Genomic DNA, 18,403 nt, shown 5'->3' with positions numbered 1-18,403 from the left:
AAATCACCATGTCCGACCACTCGGAACTTATCAACCTGCTCAACGACGTTACGAAGAAGCTGAACTCCAGTAGCGAGGAGTTCAGCCGCAAGGCCGAAGATGCGATCAAGGAAGCCAAGAACGCCGGCACCCTTTCTGCCGAAACGAAAGCTGCGGTGGACAAGATCGCCAGCGAGTTCAATGGCCTGCGCGCCGTGCAGGAACAGCTGAAGGCGGAACTTGGCGAGGCCGAGCAGGCCATCGCGCGTATTCCCGGCGGCGCCGGCAGCCAGGCCACGCTCAAGAGCTGGGGCCAGCAGTTGATCGAAAGCGAGAGTTTGAAAGACGTCAAGGCCCGAGTCAGCAGCAATGAACGGCTGCGCGCGAGCTTCGCCGTAAACGCGGCCCTTCTGAGCCCGGGCGTCGCGGAGGGTGTCGTCGAACCGCAGCGGCTGCCGGGCATCGATATGGCACCAAAGCAGCGCCTCTTCATCCGCGACTTGATCGCGCCGGGTCGCACCACCTCGCCGGCGATATTCTGGGTTCAGCAGACCGGTTTCACCAATCGTTCTGCTGTGGTGGCAGAAAATACCAAAAAGCCGGAATCGGAAATCACGTTCGCCACCAAGATCACGCCCGTGGCAACGATTGCGCACCTCTTCAAGGCGTCCAAACAGATTCTGGATGACTTTGCGCAGCTGCAGAGCCTTGTCGACGCTGAAATGCGCTTCGGCCTCAAGTTCTCCGAAGAACAGGAAATTCTGTTCGGAGACGGCACGGGCGTTCACCTGCACGGAATCGTGCCGCAGGCGTCCGCGTTTGACCCGGCGTTCACGCTGGAGAATCAGACGACGATCGACGATCTACGCCTGGCCATGCTGCAGGCGCAGCTGGCGCGCATCCCGGCGACGGGCCATGTTCTGCATTTCATCGATTGGGCCCGTATCGAGCTGACCAAGGACAGCCTGGGTCGCTACATCATTGGCAATCCCCAAGGCACGGCGGCACCGTCGTTGTGGAATTTGCCCGTGGTAGCGACCGAGATTGCTGCGTTCCAAGGCAAGTTCCTTACCGGCTCGTTCGCCTACGGCGCGCAGTTGTTCGACCGCGAGGATGCGAACGTCGTTATCTCCAGCGAGAACAACGACGACTTCGAGAAAAACATGATCACCATCCGCGGCGAAGAGCGCGTGGCCCTGGCGGTCAAGCGGCCTGAAGCGTTCATCTACGGCACGCTGACCGCTCCCGTCGCCCCCGGCGCTTAAGCCCTACCGCGCGGATTGTCCAACCGACGTGGGCGCCCGTGCGGCGCCCACACTCTTTTCAAGGTGATGCAATGAGCGATGCAGTCAAGGTCAAGACGCTCCGCCCGGTCCTCTTTGAGGGAACCGCCCGAACTGAGTTCACAACTACCGAACAGCACCGTCGCGAGCTCGTGGCAAGGGGGCTGGTCCAGCCGGACACGGCGGAAGCCATTCCCGAAACGGCGGTTGACTCTTCCACGCTTCTTTCCAAAACCGTGCCCGACGTGATAGACCAGGTCGGAAGGATCGGCGACGTGGAACAATTGACCGCTCTCCTGGACGCCGAGAAGTCCGCGAAGAACCGAAAGGGCGTCCTCGATGCGATCGAGGCGGCAATCGCCGCGTTGGGAACGAGGCAGTAGCGATGGCACTCGTCACGCTGGAGCAAGCCGTCGCCCACTTGCGGACTGACAGCACCGAGGATATCTCGATCTATTTGGGTGCTGCCGAGATCGCCGCCATGGAGTTCCTGAACCGTAGAGTTTATGAGGACGAACCCGCGATGGCTGCTGCAGTCCTCGCCGGTAAGGCGGGCGAGGATCCCATGGTTGTGAACGACATGATCAAAGCGGCAATCTTGCTGCTCCTTGGTCACCTTTACCGAAATCGCGAAGACGTGATTTCAGGTCAGACGGCTGCAGCGGTGCAACTGCCCATGGGGTCTAGGGCGCTGCTCCAGCCGTACCGTATTGGGATGGGCATATGAGCTTGGCAGCGGGTGATCTCACGCGCCAGATCCGAATTGAACAGCGCGTCTCCGGACAGGACGAGGCGGGGCAGCCCGTGGACGTATGGGAGCCAGTCGCCACTGTGTGGTCAAAACCTGTCGGCCAAACTGGCATGGGCGCTATCACCCGCATCCAGGAGAACGTCGCAGCCTCAATCAACGCCTATAGCTTCCGCATCCGGTTCCGAGAGGGGTTGGATGCCGGAATGCGCGTGATCCAACTGAAGAATGGCCAACCCATGGGAGATCCATTCGACATCCGGCAAGTTCGCATGGACTACGCGAGGCGGGACTGGACGGATTTGGTGTGCGAGCAGGGCGGTAGCAATGGCTAACGGAACGACTGCAAAGTTCGACACATCGGGCTGGGACGCTGCATTGGGAAAGCTGATGGGACCCGCTCGCGAAAGCCTCGCACGCTCGATGGCGGTTGCCGGCGGACAGGTACTGCGCGATGAGGCGAAGGCTCGCGCGCCAGTTGCGGCCGGCACCCTGCGCGACTCTATCTATCTCGCCTTCGAGGATGGCCGATCTACGCCGACCGTTATCCGGTATGCGGTGTCTTGGAATTCAAGTAAGGCCCCTCATGGACATCTGGTCGAGTTCGGCCACTGGAGATACAACAGGTTCATCGATGGTAAGCCGCAGAAAAGCCTGCTAGGCGGGAAAACCCGCGGCAATGGCCCTCAAGACCACGGCGGGCATGGCGCTTTAGATGATCCCGTTTGGGTTCCTGCCTATCCATTCTTGCGTCCGGCGTATACAGCGGCTCAGGGCCGCGCTAAGGAAGCGATGATAGAGCGAGGCAGGCAGCGGCTACCAGAACTGTTGCGTGGCACAGCAAGCGAGGGTCGCGATGAGCTTTGAAGGTGATTTTCACTCCCTGCTTGAGTCTTTCGCTGGCGGTAGGGTCTATCCAGACGTGACGCCTGCCGCCCCGGACTACCCTCTGATCGTCTACCAGCAAGTAGGCGGCTCCGCGAAGTGGTATGTCGAAAAGGCGCAGCGGGACAAGGATCATGCGCGGATCCAAGTCTATGTGTGGAGCCGCACCCGCTTGGAATCTAACGCCATTGCCCGCCAAGTGGAAGCCGCCATCTGCGCCAGTGAGTTTGCGGCTGAGCCCTACGGCGCTTTCACGGCGGTGTACGAGGAAAACCTGAATCTCTACGGAACCCGGCAGGATTTCGGCATTTGGCATCAACGGTAGATCAACGACCGCTTTCAACCCGCCCGGCCACGTGCCGGGTTTTTCTTTTGTGAGAGGAACCCATGTCTTCCATTTTCATCAACGGCACGAAATACGCTGTGTCGACGACACTGGCGGCGGCTATCCCGGTTACGGCGGTGTCCAATGCCAACCCCGCCGTGGCAACTGCCGTGGCGCCTCCTGCTGATGGCTCTATCCTGGTTATCGGGTCTGGCTGGTCCGAGCTCGATGGGACCGTGGCGCGCTCCGCGGCCGCCGATGCGGACAGCTTCACCCTTGAAGGGGTGAACACGACCAGCACCACACGCTTTCCCTCCGGAGAGGGCGCCGGCAACGTGCGCATCGCCTCTGGATTTGTGGGGATGGACCAAGTTACCGACGTGCAGACGGCCGGCGGGGATCCGCAATACTTCACATATCAGTACGTCGAAGACGCGAGCAGCCGGCAGCGCCAGAAACCGACCTTCAAGAATCCGATCACGCTGACGTTCTTGATGGACTATGACCCGGACAAACCGTGGTATGACGCCCTGATCGACGTCGATTTCGCGCGAGAGCCGGTGGTGGTCCGCGCCACGCTGCCCAACGGAGCCGTGATCCTCTACTACGGCTATCCGTCCTTCAACAAGGTTCCGACCGGTGCGGTGAACGTGAATCTTCAGAACACGTTCACGCTGTCCCTGCTCGCTGATCCGATCCGCTACGAGGCCGCCTGATGAGTTTCAAAGTCAAAGCGGATCCGACTTTTGACGGGACGATCACTATCGTAGGTCAGGGGCGCGAGCAGAAACTCGAAGTCACCTTCCGGCACAAGACCAGTACCCAGTACGCGGAGCTGCTCGCCAAGATGCGCGACGGAGATCTGGACTCCAGCGGCCTGGTCCTGGAGATCCTCGAGAAGTGGGACGCGGATGTGGCTCTGGATCGTGCCGGCGTCGAATTGCTTCGGGAGCATCAGCCCGGGGCAGATTTCGCGATCATCAATGCGTACGGCGAAGCCTTGGCGGTGGCCCGCAAAAAAAACTGACGGAGGCGGTGGAGGCGTTCTATTGGGCGCCGCCCACCGCCGAAGACTGCGCCAGATCTGGCATGCGCCTGGAGGATTATCCCCGACCCGTGGTGGAGCTTTGGCCGGACAGTGAATTGCCATTCAGCGTGTTCGCACGTAATCACACACAGTGGCGGATGGGCTTTTCAGGGCCAGTCGGGCTTGACTATGCGGTGATCTACAGGGATCTAGATCGTTTGCGGCTGACAGAAGATGAGTATGACGAAGCGATGGATGCAATCCGCGTCATAGAGCGCGCCGCCTTAGAGTATTTCCACAAGAGTTGAACATGGCAGAAGAAAGTCTAGGCTCCGCGAAGCTTGAAATCGTTGTTGATACGTCACAGTTCGACTCGGCGATCAAGGCAGCGAAGCGCAGCGTCAGCGATATGTCGACTGCCGCTCAAGCTGAGTACGCGAAGCTTAGTGCAGCACAGAAGCGCCAGGTCGATGGGCTGATCCGCCAAGCCGATACGCTGGGTTTGACGAGGCAACAGCAGATTGCCTACAACGCAGCACTGAAGAACGTCCCCGTAGCCATTCTGGACGAGCTCAAGACGAAGCTTGCAGCGACGGGTACGGCTGCGGCTGCGGCCGGGAAGCAACTTAATAGCTACGGGCTTAGCGCTGCCCAGCAGGCGGCGGCGCTTCGCGGCGTGCCGGCGCAGTTCACCGACATTGCTGTAAGCCTTCAGGGCGGTCAGAATCCCCTGACAGTCTTGCTCCAGCAGGGCGGCCAATTGAAGGATATGTTTGGCGGGATCGCGCCCGCGGCAAGGAGCCTTGCAGGCACCATTGTCGGCCTCGTAAATCCCTACACGCTGGCCGCAGGAGCTGTCGCGGCATTGGCGGCGGCCTATAGCGCTGGTTCCGGTGAATCGCAACAGTTTCAGCGTTCTCTGGCGCTGAGCGGCAATGTCTCGGGGCAGACCGCGAGCCAACTCTCCGACCTAGCCACCAGCATAGGCGGTGTCACCGGGTCCCGCGGTAAGGCAGTGGATGCGCTCAACCAGATTGCAGCCGCTGGCGCTGGTGCCGGCCAGAACATTGGCGCTATAGCCACTGCTGCGGTGGAGATGAATCAAGCCACCGGCAAGGCCATCGACGCCACGCTGAAGGAATTCGATTCTCTACGGACCAAGCCTGCCGAGGCCCTCGCGGCACTCAACGAGAAGTACAACTTCCTGACGGCAGCGGTCTACGAGCAGATTGCCGCTCTTGAACGGCAGGGTCGCACCCAGGAAGCGGTCTCTCTGGCGCAGGATACCTACGCCGCCGCCGTAAAGCGCCAAGCTGACGACGTAAAGCGAACCCTCGGGACGCTTGAGACCGCATGGAACACAATCACCTCCGCAGCCGGCAACGCATGGGAGGCGATGAAAGGTGTCGGTCGAGCTCCTACCGCCAGCGACCTCAACGCCCGTCTGCAGGACGCAAACGCACGGCTGGCGCAACTGAACGCCACCCAGGGTTTCGGCACGAATGCCGGCGGAGCGGCGTTCGGTGACGGTGGCAGAGCATCGAGGGGTGCCGCACGAAACATTGAGCGTGAACAGGCACGCCTGATCGCCGAAATCCAAATGCTTCAGCAGCAGGCGGATGAGGCGGCGATTATCGGTGTCGGCAAGCGCAGGGAAGCCGAAAAGATTGCAGCCCAGCAGCGGCTGGACGCTTTGAAGCAAGAGACCCAGACCAAGAAGGAACAGCGGGACAAGGAGATTGCGCAGGTTCAGCGGGACGCCCAATTGACTGGGATGAGCCTGATGGATCAGCAAAAGCTGATCGAACAGATCAATGAGAAGTACAAGGACCCCGCGGTCAAGCAGTACACAGACGATGCTGCCACGAAACTTCTACAGAGTTTCCGAGAGGGTGATGCTGCCCTCAAGGCGCAATTGGATAGCCAGGAGAAGCTTGGAACCTGGGCACAGAAGCGGGCTGAGTTCGAACAGCAGATTGCTGACCTGAAAACCAAGTCGGTTCTGACGGCTGACCAGAAGAGCCTGCTCGCCCGGCAGGACGAATTGCGCGCTGCGCTCGACATAAACGTCGCAGACGAGAAGGCGCTCAAGACTCGGCAGGAGAGCGTCCGGCTCGCGGCTCTGGAGCAATCCCTATCGTTGCAGCTTGCAAACGATAGGCAGCAGTATGGCGACCAGCTTGCAGCGTTTGGTCTGGGGACTAAAGAGCAGCAGCAACTTAGGTCTCGGCAAGGTTTGTACAGAGACTATTCCCGCCAACTAGACCAAGTAACGCTACAGCGCACGAGCGGGCAGATCAGCGAGGACGGTTTTCAACAGCAATCTGCCGCTTTGCGCCAAGCCTTGAATGATCGCCTCGGCGCACTGACCGACTTCTACGTGGAGCAGGACAAACTGCAAGGAAGTTGGGTGTTGGGGTTCGAACATGCGTACGCCGACTTCGTGGATCAAGGCGCCAGCGCTTACGAGCAAGCAGGCCAGGCATTCAAGTCCGTCACCGGTGGGATGGAGGAAGCGTTCTCAAACTTCGTCACCACGGGGAAACTCGACTTCAAGAGCTTGGCTAACTCCATCATTTCCGACTTGGCCAGGATTGCAGCGAAGCAAGCCATCGTTGGTGCGATTGGGAGCATCGCGGGAGCTATTGCTGGCGGTGGGAGCTCGGGGCTTGGCTCGGCAACAGCGGGCGATCTTTCCTCTGCGGGGATGGTGAACGGCGTTTCCTCGTCGGCTGGTGACTCCGGAATCATGTACTTCGATGATGGCGGCTATACCGGCCCTGGGGGCAAGTACGAACCCGCTGGGATCGTGCACAAAGGCGAGTATGTCCTTAATGCAGAGGCTACGTCTCGCCTAGGCGTGGCGGCCCTCGACAAGATCAACCGCGGCTACGCGGACGGCGGGTATGTGACGCCCCTGCGCACCTCGATTTCCAGTGGTCCTAGCGCTGGTCCAGGCGGCACGACGGTAAACCTGACGGTGAACTACCAAGCGGATGGTCAGGAGTCCCAGGAGGGGCAAGCCAACGACTTCGCCAATGGTTTGTCGGATGTAGTGCGCACATACATTGACCGGCAGATTGCAATGTCCTGGAAGCAGGGCGGCTCGAGTTGGAATGCCGTCAACGGGAGGCCCGCCTGATGGAAACATTCGCTTGGAAAACCATTGGGCAACCTGTCGGGACCATTACCCTCCGGACCCTATCGGCACAATTTGGCGACGGCTACAAGCAGGATGCGGCAGACGGAATCAACGCAAAGGTACAGACCTGGCCGATTCAATGCGTCGGGCTGACCCGCAGCGAGGCAAATCTGATCGTGGCCTTCTTCGACCGGCACGCTGGCTACAAGGCATTCCAATGGACCCCGCCTATCGGTGGGCCTGGGCTCTACAAGGTGGTTGGCTACAGCCCCAGTCCAGTGGGCGGCGGCGTTTACACGATCTCGGCAACCTTTCAACAGGCGTTCGCAGCGTAAATGGCTATTCAACAAATCAACGTCGGAACCGCCCCAAATGACGGAACCGGCGATCCAATCCGGACCGCGTTCGTCAAGGCGAATGCGAACTTTCAAGACCTTGACGGGCGTGTGGCCGCTGCTATCCCGACGAGTCAGCGAGGCGCAGTAAACGGCGTGGCGCCGCTGGGAGCAGACGCCAAGGTGCCGGCGGTTAACTTGCCGAGCTACGTCGACGACGTTGTCGAAGTACAGAACAACGCGGCTCTGCCTCAGCCTGGCGAGTCCGGGAAAATCTACGTCGTACTGAACGATTCAAGCGGCCTGAATAACGTTCAATATCGCTGGAGTGGTTCCGCATACGTTGAAATCGTTGCCAGCCCTGGCACGACCGACAACGTGCCTGAAGGGGTCACCAACAAGTATTTCACCGAAGCACGCGTACTGAGTGTCGTGTCGAATCGGTTGCGCGTTTATACGTACGCCGGCAGGCCCACGACCGATGTTGGTCCGATATACATAGTCGGTCTTGGTCCGTGCGAGTTCAATACTACGTTCAATGGGTATCTTCCGTTGGTGAGGTACGCCGACTGCTATGTGGAGGGGGGTGGGGCGGCCAATTCCGTTCGACTGTCGCGGTTCAGGGGCAGCCGACTGACCGTGCTAGACAAACACTTGCCGATCCCTGGATCTGGGGTTGAGATAGTCCCTACTGGAATAGTTCAGGGATCAGTCAACTATCTGTATGCGTACGACAACAGCGGTTCTTTGGGGCTGGAGTACAGCACTACGCCCGGCGCGGTGTACGCTGCTACCGGCGACGTGGTGAAGCCGGGCGATCCCTCCCGGCTGCTGGTTGGGTTTTTTACCATGGAGAGCAATCAGATCATTGACTCGCTGTCCGCGCGCTGCATTGGCAGTTTCTTCAATCGCCGTCCCAAGACTGTGACATCTTCGGTCCCAAGTGCGGCTACTGCCTCCACGACTCCAGTCTTTGCAACTGGACGACGCATAATGTGCTGGGCCGGCGAAACTCTCGACATGAAGGTAAGCGGAGCGGGAACAACCTCGCAAGCCCTGCAGGCCGGCTATTACGCGCTGGCCATCGGCACTACGAACATAGTGAGCTACCCAGGCATCGTACAGCCCAGTACTGCCAACCAGTTCTCAACTGCTTCTATGGACTTTGGGTTCACCAATACTGGTGATGCCGCGCTATCGGCCGGGGTGACCGTGTGGGTAGCATCCGGCTCGGTAGGCTGCCAATACCAGCTCAACTTTTCGGCCACGACACGACTATGAGCAAACAAATCGGTCCATCCTTTCTCGACGAATTGCGCTTGGCGGGAGTGTCCGACTGGCGCTTCGTGTGGTTTCCCGATGGCACCATTAATTTCGATGACCAGATGCCGCAAGAGGCCCGTCAGGAGGTGCTGTCAGTCTACGACGCTCACGTCCCAGTAGACCTGAACGTGGTGAAGCGCGACCAGGTCGCCCTGATCAACGCCGCCGCGCAATCCGCTATCGACGACATCATGTCGGTCTACCCAGACTTCGAAAGACTGACGTGGGCTACGCAGGCCGACGAAGCGAGGGCCTGGCAGGCCGCCGCGGAAGAAGACCGCGTGCCGGCGCTTGTTCCCTGGTGCGCGAACGCGGCGGCGAACCGGTTGGACACCGAGGGCAACCCCATGCCGCTGTCCGAGTTCATGGCGCGCGTCTCCGCCAAGGCGGACGCCTACAAGACGCTGTCGTCCCAGATCGCCGGTAAGCGCCAGAGCTACGAGGACGCCATCAGTGCTGCCACGACAGTGCAGGCAGTGAAAGTGATTGTCTGGGAGTAGCCGTGGGCATCTATTCGGACGTACAGAAGCTAGAGCCTGGCGCACTGGTAGAGCTCTTCACGCTCGACATGACCGCCATTGGTGGCGACATCATGCGATTCCATGGCTACACCCAAATCGGGCCGATCTGGTGGCAGGGAAACCAGTTTGACCCCTGGGCAATACAAGCGCAGGGTTTCGAACAAACGGGCCAGGGCCAGCAGCCGACGCCTACGCTCTCAGTTGGGAACATTGGGAGGGATGCGGAAGGAAATCCCATTCCCGGCGTCATATCGTCGCTATGCCTTGTGTTGGATGACCTCGTGGGTGCCACGATCACAGCGACCAGAACGCTCGGTCAATATCTTGATGCGGCCAACTTCCCGGGCGGTAACCCAACAGCGGATCCAAATGAACAGCTTCCGCCCGAGAACTGGATTATCCAGCAGAAAACAGCCGAGACGGCGGAGGTTGTGGAGTTCGAACTTTCGAGCCCGCTCGACTTCGCTGGTAAGCAGCTCCCGGGCCGGCAGATCATCGCCAATGTCTGCGGCTGGCTGCAAAAGGGGGGCTACCGCGGGCCGTATTGCGCCTATACGGGATCGCGGATGTTCGACATCCAAGGCAACCCCGTGAGCGACCCGGCGCTTGATAGATGCTCTGGGCTCATAACGGACTGCAAGAAGCGGTTCGGCGAGTACGAGATTATCAACTTCGGCGGCTTTCCTGCGGCCGATCTCATTCGCTGAGGGCGCAACATGAATCGCAAGACGATAGTGGCCATCCGCGCCCATGCCATCGCCGAATATCCCCGAGAGGCTTGCGGCCTGGTAGTGCTCGACGGCCAGACCGAAAGGTATATGCCTTGCCGCAACACTGCTGCCGGGACGGAGCATTTCATCCTTTGCCCGGAGGATTACGCAGCGGCGGAGGATGCCGGCCAGATTATCGCGGTCATTCACTCCCATCCGGACCAGAGTGCGGAGCCCAGTACGGCGGACTTGGTTTCGTGCGAGGCGAGCGGGCTGCCGTGGTATATCGCGGCGGTGGCAAAGGGCGTCGACGGAGTGGTGACGGCTGGCGAGATCCGCGGATTGGCCCCAGAAGGCTACCAAGCGCCCCTTCTTGGCCGCCCATTCGCGCATGGGGTTCTTGATTGCTATACCCTGGTGCGGGACTGGTACAAGCGGGAGCAAGGCATTGATCTACCGAATTTCGCCCGCCGCGACGATTGGTGGAACCAAGGCGATAACCTGTACGTCAAGCACTACGAAGAGGCCGGTTTCCGGCCAATGACGGAGGCCGAGCCGCTGCAAACCGGCGATGTGATCGTGATGCAGTATCGGTCACCCAATGACCCGAACCATGCTGGCATCTATCTGGGTACAGCGACTCTGAAGGAGTGTCCAGACCTACACCCGGTGCCGGATGCCATGCTGCACCATCTGTATGGGCGGCTTTCCGAGCGAGTGGTATATGGAGGTCATTGGCAAGAAATGACTCGGCTACGGTTGCGTTATAGTCGCGGAAAATAACGGGAGGCTGACATGCGAGCATTTCTCTGGGTAGCTTCATTGGCGATTCTGGCCGGATGTTCCACCACGCCGCCGGCAGAAAGCGATGTAAAGGTTGCTGGCGCGGAGCAGGTTTTGATGTTCGGTTCCCCGCCATCTGGTTCCTATACGACCGTCGTCGTGACCCGCGACAAAGGATACATTGGCAGCGGCTGCGCCATGGGGTTTTTCGTCGATGGGAAACTAGCTACGTCGCTCGCGCCGGCTGAGCGGGCGACTTTGTATATTCCGCCCGGCCCGGTTGTCTTTGGTACGGCGTACGTGGGCCGTGGCCTCTGTGATGGAACTGGAGGTCGGCGGGAGCGCGACGCGGTTCTTGTGCCAGACACAAAGAAGGCATATCGGATATTCAGCGACCAAGACGGCAACATCGACGTATTGCCTACCACGCTTTAAAAGCGTAAACGATCTGGAGAGGGCCGCCGCAGGGTGGCCTTTTTTTATGTCCGAGAAACTTAGAACGATACGGCTGTACGGCTCCTTAGGCACCAAGTTTGGAAGGTCTCACCGCCTGGCGGTGTCCAGCACCGCAGAGGCTATCCGGGCGTTGTGCGTGTTGCTGCCCGGCTTCGAGAAGGAGCTAACGAATAGCGAGTCAAAAGGCGTTGCATACGCTTGCTTCATCGGGCGCAGGAACATCGGGGAGGATGCCCTAGAGTTTCCGGTAGGCGAGGAACCAATCCGCATTGCACCAGTTATCACCGGCGCCAAGCGTGCAGGCTTATTGCAGACCATCGTAGGGGTCGTTCTCGTCGTTGTAGGCGCCGTGTTGACATATACCGGCGTCGGGGCCGCGGCTGGTGCGCCCTTGATGAAGATCGGTGCGGTGCTTGCCTTAGGTGGGGTGGTGCAAATGCTTTCTCCACAACAACGTGGACTCAGCGCCAAAGACGGACCAGACAACGGCGCCAGCTACAACTTCAATGGGCCGGTAAATACTACTGCGCAAGGAAACCCAGTCCCGTACTTCGCCGGAGAAGGGATTGTTGGCAGCGTAGTTATATCCGGCGGCATTTACGCGGAAGATCAGGTATGAAGAGCGGGAATTTCAAGCAACAAGAGCCGCCTTCGGGCGCCTTTCTTTATCCCCCTTCGTCTAGCGTCCCCCTGATTGGATACGGAGGTGGAGGCAAAGGAGACGACGGAGGCAGTTCGCCGGACGAAGCACCTGACAGCCTTCATAGCATTGCATACGCCCGCGTCGTGGACCTCATCGCGGAGGGAGAAATATACGGTCCAGTGCATGGCCCTGGGGGCGCGCTCAAGGACGTGTATCTGGACGGAACTCCCGTCCAGAACGAAGACGGTTCGATGAACTTCGGCAACGTCCAAATCGATTTTAGGTCGGGCACCCAGACGCAAGACCCCCTTCCGGGATTTCCCGCATCTGAGAACACAATTGCGCTCAATGTAGCCCTGACTTCTGCGCAACCATTCATCCGCTCGTACACGAACCTTCAGTTGTCGGCGGCTCGCATTACTCTTGCTGTAGGGGGTCTTAGTCAGGCCGACACATCGAACGGAGACATCAACGGCTACAGGGTCGAATACGCTATTGACCTGAGCACAGACGGCGGTGCATATCAACAGGTGCTTAGCTCTGCCTTCGACGGCAAGACTACCCAGCGTTACGCGCGTTCGCATCGGATAGATTTCCCCCGAGCAACGCAGGGCTGGAATATCCGCGTGCGCCGAATCACGCCGAACGCGAACAGCAGCACCATTCAAGACTCGACGTTCGTCGACTCCACTTCGGAGATCATCGACGCGAAGCTACGCTACCCGATGTCGGCACTTGTCGGCATCAAGGTAGACGCCTCGCAGTTTCAAAGTATCCCGACGCGAGCCTACCGCATGCGCGGTCGCATCCTGCGCGTGCCGTCGAACTACGACCCCGAGGCAAGGACCTACCTGGGCACTTGGGACGGTACCTTCAAGATGGCGTGGAGCAATAACCCCGCCTGGGTCTTCTATGACCTTGTGACGAATGATCGCTTCGGGCTCGGCGATGTGATTCCGCCGTCCTGGACCGACAAATGGGGTCTGTACCAAATCGGGCGGTATTGCGATGAATTGATCCCTGATGGTTTCGGTGGCATGGAGCCCCGTGCCACCTGCTTCGTCTATCTTCAGACTCGGGCCGATGCATGGAAGGTCATGCAGGATATGGCGTCCGTGTTTCGCGGTATGTCCTATTGGGCGTCAGGGACGATTTCTGCTGTGGCCGACATGCCTTCGGACCCGGTATATACGTTCACGTCGGCCAACGTCATTGATGGCAAGTTCAACTACGTCGGATCAGGCCTGAACACTCGCTACACCGTTGCGTTGGTGTCATGGATCGACATGACGGACATGGGACGGCAAAAGGTCGAGTACGTCGAGGACCGAGACGCCATTGCGCGGTACGGGATCAGGCAGATCGAGGCGACGGCATTTGCGTGCACCTCCAGGGGCCAGGCACATCGCGTTGGCAAGTGGCTGTTGCTTACGTCCCGCCTCGAAACCCGGTCGGTCACATTCTCTGTGGGATTGGATGCGTGCCGAGTTCGCCCGGGGAGCATCGTTCGCGTCGCGGACCAGCACTTCGCGGGGCGGCGTATCGGTGGGCGCATTCACGAGGCTACCTCGACCGTCGTAACGGTGGACGCCAACACGCTTGTACGGCCCGGCGACCGCCTTACGGTGAACTTACCTAGTGGTGTTTCGGAAACGCGTACCGTGGCTTCTGGCGTCGGTACCGCGCTTACCGCCGACATGACAACCATGACGGTGGACATGACGGAATGGAGCGCCGACATGGAGGGTCTGCCCGGCGCGGTGATACACATCACCGTCACGGTCCCCTTCTCGGAGGTGCCCGAGCCCGAAAGTACGTGGACGCTCGATTCAAACGACCTGTCGTCCCAGCTTTACCGAGTCTTGTCCGTGACTAGAAAGGAAGGCTTGTTGGCCGACATTTCGGCTATCGAGCACAACCCGTCGAAGTTCGACAATGTTGACTTTGGTACGCGGCTTGATTTTCCCCCCATAACAGTCGTACCTCCAGGTGTCCAGGCCCCACCCACCAATGTCCAGATCAGTGCCTACTCTGTTGTCGCGCAAGGCGTCGCGCAACAAACGGCGGTGTTCACCTGGACGGCCGCTGCGTCCGCGATTGCATACGAGGTGCAATGGCGGCGCAACAATTCGGATTGGGTTCCTGCGGGACGAGTTGGGACCACTCGGCTGGAAATCACGGGGATTTACGCTGGGGCGTACGTGTGTCGCGTTCGCGCTATCAATGCCATCGGCGCAACGTCAATCTGGGCAACCTCGACCGAAACACAGCTTGACGGCATACTTGCTCCACCTCCGGCAGTAACAAGCCTGACGGCGAGTTCGATCGTCTTTGGCATCCGTCTGAAGTGGGGCATCCCTCCCGGTCCGACCATCGTGGAGCGGACGGAAATTTGGTATGGACAATCTCCAGACCGAAGCCTTGCCATTAAGTATGGGGACTTTGCTTTCCCCCAGGACTCAACGACGCTCATGGGGCTTGCCGCTGGCGTCACGCTGTATTTCTGGGCGCGCCTAGTAGACAAGAATGGTCTTCCTGGCGAATGGTATCCGGTAGGCGCAGGGGTGCAGGGTACTTCGAGTTCGGACGCCACCGCGATTCTTGACTACCTCGCGGGCCAGATTGCCGCGACTCAGCTCGCCCAATCGTTGCTTCAAAGAATCGACTCTGGTGGAAACGCCGCGGTGATTGCCCAGGCGATCATCAATGAGTTGGCGGCGATGTACACCATCAAGACCCAGCTTACGGTAGGAGGGCAGCCTTTCCTTGCTGGCATCGGTGTGGGTGTAGAGAACAACCAAGGCATCATCACGTCGCAAATTTTGCTTTCAGCGCAACGCGTAGCGGTCCTTGATGAGTCTTCGGGCGCTTTGAAGACGCCGTTCGTGATTCAGAACGGCCAGACGTTCATCAACCAGGCATTCATTGGTGACGCATGGATCAACAATGCCATGATCGCCAATGCATCTATCACGTCGGCGAAGATCCAGAATGCACAGATACAGAACGCCCATATCGTCAACGCGAATGTGGACAGGCTCAAAATTGCGGGCCAGTCAGTCACAACATCTGCAGCCTTCGACTTCGGCTACTGGAGTGGACAGGTTTGGGACGGCAACTGGCGTAACCGAGGGAGTGGAAGCATCACGATTCCCGAAAACGCGCAGTTGATGGTGGTGATCCAGAACAGTTTCGATGATGGATTCACTATGAGCATTCCCACCGCGCTGTACGGGCCGAACAAGAGGAACTTCGACTTTCGAATCCTCCTGAATGGAGGGGATTTCGGTATGGCGGAGGTGCCGCGACAGGCTACACCTGTTTACCAGTACAACCCCGCTGGAGAGGGCGGTACCGACCAAATAGACCTTGTGAGCTACACCGTGGTGCCCGTATCCGATTGGTCATTCAGCTTTATGTGCTTCAACGTTGCGGGTCCGATTTCGGTCACCTTGCAGTATCGCTTGCGGCAGGAGACATCAGAAGCTCGGAGCATCAATTCCAGGACCCGCATGTTTCTTTTGTCCGCCTACCGATAAGTGAGGATGCACCCATGGATAGCCAAGAACCCTCCGTCGTGCCGGAAGAGGAAGTGCCCCTTCCTGTTGTGCAGCACTTCATCTGCTACGACCAGCAGACTGGCCGAATCATGTCTCAGTGCTCGGTCGCGGGCGACACGCTGAAGTTCATGCAGGAGTCGGGCGTTCCGATGATCGAGGCGGTGGCGGACCCGGCCGCCAACTACGTCAAAGATGGCATGGTAGTACCCAAGTTGGATAACCCGACCGTCGCGCAAGGTGGGGCGCTGGTGGGTCTGCCTGTGCCGTGCCAGATTCAGATCGGTACCAAGCTCTACGACTGCAACGAGGACCGCGCTGAGCTGGAGTTCGACGCCCCAGGAACATACCGAGTGCGCGTTATCGCCTGGCCCTACTTGGACAAGGAGTTCGTCTTTGAAAATCCAGCATAAGACAGTGGAGGGGGAGCAACAGCGCGCCGCCGCCCGTGTACGCCGTACCGCAAGGCGCGATGCGGGTGCGCTGGCGTCTGTGGTCGCTTCCTTAAGTCGGTGTCTACAAGCAAATGGCATCGTGCTGCCGGATGAGGTTTCACGGTGGCTCGGAGACCGGGACGCGCCTGAGCCCGGGGAGCCGGACACAGGAACATCGCGCATCGACCCCTAACCCGCTACGGCGGGTTTTTTTACGCCTGGAGAAAGCATGTTGAAGCAAGACTTCGCCGCGGCAGCGATGCTGTCAGTTTCCCTGGCGGACAAGTGGTATGAGCCTGTGGAGCGGGCAATGATGGAGTTCGCCATCGTGTCTCCCATGAGGGCAGCGGCCTTCATCGCACAAATCGGCCACGAGAGCGGCGGATTCCAGGACACGCGGGAAATTTGGGGCCCCACGCCAGCGCAAGAGCGGTATGAGGGCCGCCAGGACCTTGGCAACGTGAACCCGGGGGACGGGAAGAAATACATGGGGCGTGGGCTGATCCAGATCACGGGGCGGGCGAATTATGCCGCCGTCGCCCTCGGCCTGGGCCTCGATGTCTTGAGCAACCCAGGCCTGTTGGAGCGACCCATTCTCGCGGCGCGGTCGGCCGGCTGGTGGTGGTCCAGGAACGGATGCAACGAGATTGCCGACTCTGGTGACTTCGAGGCGCTTACCCGGCGAATCAATGGCGGCCTGAACGGCTATCCAGACCGCCTACACCGCTACAACATCGCCCGTGCGGTCCTGGGGGCGTAATGGACACAATGACGATGATGATGGCCACTATCGCCGCTGACGCCTCTTCCGCTGCGCTTTCAGGCGACACGTTGTCAATCCCACAAATCGCCGGGTATGTCGCTGCGGTGCTGATTGGCGGCGGGGCGGCGTGGAAGGTATTGCCCATTCTGCTGGCACGGTTGGCCGTATCGCTTGCAGGGGCGAAGTCAGAGAAGGATGCCATCGAGCGCTTGGAGGGGCAGCTTGCGGTTGAGCGGCTCGCTACCGAGGCAGCAAGGCAGGCGGCAAACGACGCCTACAAAGAGCGAAACGACATCCTGCGCGACCTGGGCAAAGTGCAAGCCGAGTTGGCCGGCCTGACGGAGCGCTCCAGGCAGCAGGCGGAAACCATAGAGCGCCAAAACCAGTTGATCGAGAAGCAGAGTCAGAGGATCGAGGCTCTCACCGGGCAGGTCCAGCAGCTACAGGAGGCCATCCATGGCAAAAGTCTTTGAATGGTGTGCGTGCCGGCATCCACGGCTGGCGCACTGGTGTCGGGCAGCCTATGCGTTCGGGCTGGTCCTTGCCATATTTGGCAGCGGTATTGCGGTGGGGTCCCTGGGCGCTTGGTCGAGGGCCCAGCAGGTAATCACAGCGCAGCGCGAGGATTACCAAGCCACGCTCACCCTGCTGTCTGGAAAGGTAGCCACAGCCGCAACGGCGACCCGTGAAGCAGCGTCGAAGGCTGCGGCGGCAGCCGAGACGGTAATGACCGCTTCGGAGACCGCAAAGAGTGCAACCGAGATCGCCCAGGAAGCGGCGGTTACGGCAAAGAGTGCCGCTCGAACCGCTGGTCAGGCCAGCGGCACCGCTAAGGCCGCGTCCGCCAATGCGGGGAGGGCGGCGGCCGTGGCAGAGGGGGCTGCGGGGACGCTTGACCGCGCCCTAAATCCGCCGCCCGCTCCGCCGGCTGAAGTTCCAGACTGGTTGAACACGCCATGATGGGCCTTGTAAATGCGGCGCTGCCACGCTGGATGTGGGTTGCTGCTGGGGGCGGGGCTCTTGTGGGCGGATTGGCGCTCGGCGGCTGGTGGCTACACCACGCGGGCTACCATCAAGGTCGTGCAGATGAAAAGCAAGCCGCACTGGCCGCACAGCAGGCCGCTCAGGAAGCCATGCAACAGGAGAAAGACCATGCGGATGCCAAATACCGCGGTGCCTTGCTGGCCCGCCAAGCTGTCGAAAAGAAACTGGAGGACGTGCAGGGCCGCAATACTGCCTCTGCTGCTCGTATCGCTGGCCTCTTGCAGCAGCTACACGACCGTTCCGAAGATACCGACGCCGGCGGCAGATCTCATGGCGCCGGTCCCGACTGGATCGGAATATTTGGGCAGTGTGTTGCCAGAGTTGAACGCCTCACAAGCCGACTTGGACAGGTGGGGGCAGACGCTGCAGGATTCGCTGACAAGGTAAATGGCCTACAGGACTACGTCAGGGCCATCAGCAGAGTGCCGTAGACACCTGCATTCGC

At 59.7% G+C, this 18,403-nt stretch carries 22 protein-coding genes; all 22 read left to right on the top strand.

The window, feature by feature from the left end; translation table 11 throughout:
• The first annotated feature begins 8 nt into the window (after positions 1 to 8).
• The 22 genes from BAU07_RS18920 to BAU07_RS27200 all read left to right on the top strand — a co-directional run bounded on the left by BAU07_RS18920 (position 9) and on the right by BAU07_RS27200 (position 18,389).
• Positions 9 to 1,244, top strand: coding sequence for a phage major capsid protein (locus tag BAU07_RS18920; protein ID WP_066660884.1), 1,236 nt, complete (start codon positions 9 to 11; stop codon positions 1,242 to 1,244).
• Positions 1,245 to 1,315: 71 nt separating this feature from the next.
• A complete protein-coding gene (locus BAU07_RS18915; RefSeq protein ID WP_066660880.1) occupies positions 1,316 to 1,645 on the top strand; it encodes a hypothetical protein in 330 nt (109 codons plus the stop codon).
• A gap of 2 nt (positions 1,646 to 1,647) precedes the next feature.
• Positions 1,648 to 1,989, top strand: a complete 342-nt coding sequence (locus tag BAU07_RS18910; protein WP_066660877.1) for a head-tail connector protein — start codon at positions 1,648 to 1,650, stop codon at positions 1,987 to 1,989.
• Complete coding sequence (locus BAU07_RS18905; RefSeq protein ID WP_084025863.1) at positions 1,986 to 2,345, top strand: phage head closure protein; 360 nt, start codon at positions 1,986 to 1,988, stop codon at positions 2,343 to 2,345. The genes BAU07_RS18910 and BAU07_RS18905 overlap by 4 nt, the downstream gene beginning before the upstream one ends.
• Positions 2,338 to 2,877 (top strand): HK97 gp10 family phage protein, encoded by a 540-nt coding sequence (locus tag BAU07_RS26895; protein WP_084025862.1) that lies wholly within the window; start codon positions 2,338 to 2,340, stop codon positions 2,875 to 2,877. Before BAU07_RS18905 ends, BAU07_RS26895 begins: the two co-directional genes overlap by 8 nt.
• Positions 2,867 to 3,220: a DUF3168 domain-containing protein gene (locus tag BAU07_RS18900; RefSeq protein ID WP_066665554.1), complete on the top strand. Its 354-nt coding sequence runs from the start codon at positions 2,867 to 2,869 to the stop codon at positions 3,218 to 3,220. Before BAU07_RS26895 ends, BAU07_RS18900 begins: the two co-directional genes overlap by 11 nt.
• Positions 3,221 to 3,282: 62 nt before the next feature.
• The gene (locus tag BAU07_RS18895) at positions 3,283 to 3,936 is read left to right on the top strand and encodes a phage tail protein (RefSeq protein WP_066660874.1); all 654 of its coding nucleotides are present in this window, start codon (positions 3,283 to 3,285) and stop codon (positions 3,934 to 3,936) included.
• Positions 3,936 to 4,247 (top strand): phage tail assembly chaperone, encoded by a 312-nt coding sequence (locus tag BAU07_RS18890; protein ID WP_066660871.1) that lies wholly within the window; start codon positions 3,936 to 3,938, stop codon positions 4,245 to 4,247. The genes BAU07_RS18895 and BAU07_RS18890 overlap by 1 nt, the downstream gene beginning before the upstream one ends.
• A 62-nt stretch (positions 4,248 to 4,309) precedes the next feature.
• Positions 4,310 to 4,555 carry a DUF1799 domain-containing protein gene (locus BAU07_RS18885; protein ID WP_066665553.1) on the top strand — a complete coding sequence of 82 codons (246 nt, stop codon included), beginning with the start codon at positions 4,310 to 4,312 and terminating at the stop codon, positions 4,553 to 4,555.
• A 2-nt stretch (positions 4,556 to 4,557) separates the two neighbouring features.
• Positions 4,558 to 7,389 (top strand): phage tail tape measure protein, encoded by a 2,832-nt coding sequence (locus BAU07_RS18880; protein ID WP_066660868.1) that lies wholly within the window; start codon positions 4,558 to 4,560, stop codon positions 7,387 to 7,389.
• Positions 7,389 to 7,724 (top strand): phage tail protein, encoded by a 336-nt coding sequence (locus BAU07_RS18875; protein ID WP_066660861.1) that lies wholly within the window; start codon positions 7,389 to 7,391, stop codon positions 7,722 to 7,724. Before BAU07_RS18880 ends, BAU07_RS18875 begins: the two co-directional genes overlap by 1 nt.
• Positions 7,725 to 9,005, top strand: coding sequence for a hypothetical protein (locus BAU07_RS18870; protein WP_066660860.1), 1,281 nt, complete (start codon positions 7,725 to 7,727; stop codon positions 9,003 to 9,005). It begins immediately after the preceding gene.
• Entirely contained in the window at positions 9,002 to 9,547 is a 546-nt protein-coding gene (locus BAU07_RS18865) for a hypothetical protein (protein ID WP_066660859.1), read from the top strand. Before BAU07_RS18870 ends, BAU07_RS18865 begins: the two co-directional genes overlap by 4 nt.
• Before the next feature lie 2 nt (positions 9,548 to 9,549).
• Positions 9,550 to 10,275, top strand: a complete 726-nt coding sequence (locus BAU07_RS18860; RefSeq protein ID WP_066660858.1) for a phage minor tail protein L — start codon at positions 9,550 to 9,552, stop codon at positions 10,273 to 10,275.
• 9 nt (positions 10,276 to 10,284) lie between these two features.
• Positions 10,285 to 11,061 (top strand): C40 family peptidase, encoded by a 777-nt coding sequence (locus tag BAU07_RS18855; protein WP_066660857.1) that lies wholly within the window; start codon positions 10,285 to 10,287, stop codon positions 11,059 to 11,061.
• Positions 11,062 to 11,073: 12 nt separating this feature from the next.
• Positions 11,074 to 11,496, top strand: coding sequence for a hypothetical protein (locus tag BAU07_RS27205; protein WP_157122324.1), 423 nt, complete (start codon positions 11,074 to 11,076; stop codon positions 11,494 to 11,496).
• 46 nt (positions 11,497 to 11,542) lie between these two features.
• Positions 11,543 to 12,136, top strand: a complete 594-nt coding sequence (locus tag BAU07_RS18845; RefSeq protein WP_066660849.1) for a tail assembly protein — start codon at positions 11,543 to 11,545, stop codon at positions 12,134 to 12,136.
• A gap of 167 nt (positions 12,137 to 12,303) precedes the next feature.
• A complete protein-coding gene (locus BAU07_RS18840) occupies positions 12,304 to 15,699 on the top strand; it encodes a TipJ family phage tail tip protein (protein WP_232338163.1) in 3,396 nt (1,131 codons plus the stop codon).
• Positions 15,700 to 15,713: 14 nt separating this feature from the next.
• Positions 15,714 to 16,130 (top strand): hypothetical protein, encoded by a 417-nt coding sequence (locus BAU07_RS18835; RefSeq protein WP_066660845.1) that lies wholly within the window; start codon positions 15,714 to 15,716, stop codon positions 16,128 to 16,130.
• 250 nt (positions 16,131 to 16,380) lie between these two features.
• Positions 16,381 to 16,911, top strand: coding sequence for a glycoside hydrolase family 19 protein (locus BAU07_RS18830; protein ID WP_066660843.1), 531 nt, complete (start codon positions 16,381 to 16,383; stop codon positions 16,909 to 16,911).
• Complete coding sequence (locus BAU07_RS18825; RefSeq protein ID WP_066660841.1) at positions 16,911 to 17,387, top strand: hypothetical protein; 477 nt, start codon at positions 16,911 to 16,913, stop codon at positions 17,385 to 17,387. Before BAU07_RS18830 ends, BAU07_RS18825 begins: the two co-directional genes overlap by 1 nt.
• 483 nt (positions 17,388 to 17,870) lie before the next feature.
• On the top strand, positions 17,871 to 18,389 hold the full coding sequence (locus BAU07_RS27200; protein WP_157122320.1) for a hypothetical protein: 519 nt from the start codon (positions 17,871 to 17,873) through the stop codon (positions 18,387 to 18,389).
• Positions 18,390 to 18,403: the final 14 nt, after the last annotated feature.

Source organism: Bordetella flabilis (assembly GCF_001676725.1).
In the GTDB taxonomy this organism is placed as follows: domain Bacteria; phylum Pseudomonadota; class Gammaproteobacteria; order Burkholderiales; family Burkholderiaceae_B; genus Bordetella_C; species Bordetella_C flabilis.
This window is presented reverse-complemented; position numbering and strand designations above follow the sequence as displayed.

What these genes read in the sequence shown, in the direction of transcription:
- BAU07_RS18920 (WP_066660884.1), top strand. Translation starts at nt 9, where the DNA reads ATGTCCGACCACTCGGAACTTATCAACCTGCTCAACGACGTTACGAAG.
- BAU07_RS18915 (WP_066660880.1), top strand. Translation starts at nt 1,316, where the DNA reads ATGAGCGATGCAGTCAAGGTCAAGACGCTCCGCCCGGTCCTCTTTGAG.
- BAU07_RS18910 (WP_066660877.1), top strand. Translation starts at nt 1,648, where the DNA reads ATGGCACTCGTCACGCTGGAGCAAGCCGTCGCCCACTTGCGGACTGAC.
- BAU07_RS18905 (WP_084025863.1), top strand. Translation starts at nt 1,986, where the DNA reads ATGAGCTTGGCAGCGGGTGATCTCACGCGCCAGATCCGAATTGAACAG.
- BAU07_RS26895 (WP_084025862.1), top strand. Translation starts at nt 2,338, where the DNA reads ATGGCTAACGGAACGACTGCAAAGTTCGACACATCGGGCTGGGACGCT.
- BAU07_RS18900 (WP_066665554.1), top strand. Translation starts at nt 2,867, where the DNA reads ATGAGCTTTGAAGGTGATTTTCACTCCCTGCTTGAGTCTTTCGCTGGC.
- BAU07_RS18895 (WP_066660874.1), top strand. Translation starts at nt 3,283, where the DNA reads ATGTCTTCCATTTTCATCAACGGCACGAAATACGCTGTGTCGACGACA.
- BAU07_RS18890 (WP_066660871.1), top strand. Translation starts at nt 3,936, where the DNA reads ATGAGTTTCAAAGTCAAAGCGGATCCGACTTTTGACGGGACGATCACT.
- BAU07_RS18885 (WP_066665553.1), top strand. Translation starts at nt 4,310, where the DNA reads ATGCGCCTGGAGGATTATCCCCGACCCGTGGTGGAGCTTTGGCCGGAC.
- BAU07_RS18880 (WP_066660868.1), top strand. Translation starts at nt 4,558, where the DNA reads ATGGCAGAAGAAAGTCTAGGCTCCGCGAAGCTTGAAATCGTTGTTGAT.
- BAU07_RS18875 (WP_066660861.1), top strand. Translation starts at nt 7,389, where the DNA reads ATGGAAACATTCGCTTGGAAAACCATTGGGCAACCTGTCGGGACCATT.
- BAU07_RS18870 (WP_066660860.1), top strand. Translation starts at nt 7,725, where the DNA reads ATGGCTATTCAACAAATCAACGTCGGAACCGCCCCAAATGACGGAACC.
- BAU07_RS18865 (WP_066660859.1), top strand. Translation starts at nt 9,002, where the DNA reads ATGAGCAAACAAATCGGTCCATCCTTTCTCGACGAATTGCGCTTGGCG.
- BAU07_RS18855 (WP_066660857.1), top strand. Translation starts at nt 10,285, where the DNA reads ATGAATCGCAAGACGATAGTGGCCATCCGCGCCCATGCCATCGCCGAA.
- BAU07_RS27205 (WP_157122324.1), top strand. Translation starts at nt 11,074, where the DNA reads ATGCGAGCATTTCTCTGGGTAGCTTCATTGGCGATTCTGGCCGGATGT.
- BAU07_RS18845 (WP_066660849.1), top strand. Translation starts at nt 11,543, where the DNA reads ATGTCCGAGAAACTTAGAACGATACGGCTGTACGGCTCCTTAGGCACC.
- BAU07_RS18835 (WP_066660845.1), top strand. Translation starts at nt 15,714, where the DNA reads ATGGATAGCCAAGAACCCTCCGTCGTGCCGGAAGAGGAAGTGCCCCTT.
- BAU07_RS18830 (WP_066660843.1), top strand. Translation starts at nt 16,381, where the DNA reads ATGTTGAAGCAAGACTTCGCCGCGGCAGCGATGCTGTCAGTTTCCCTG.
- BAU07_RS18825 (WP_066660841.1), top strand. Translation starts at nt 16,911, where the DNA reads ATGGACACAATGACGATGATGATGGCCACTATCGCCGCTGACGCCTCT.
- BAU07_RS27200 (WP_157122320.1), top strand. Translation starts at nt 17,871, where the DNA reads ATGATGGGCCTTGTAAATGCGGCGCTGCCACGCTGGATGTGGGTTGCT.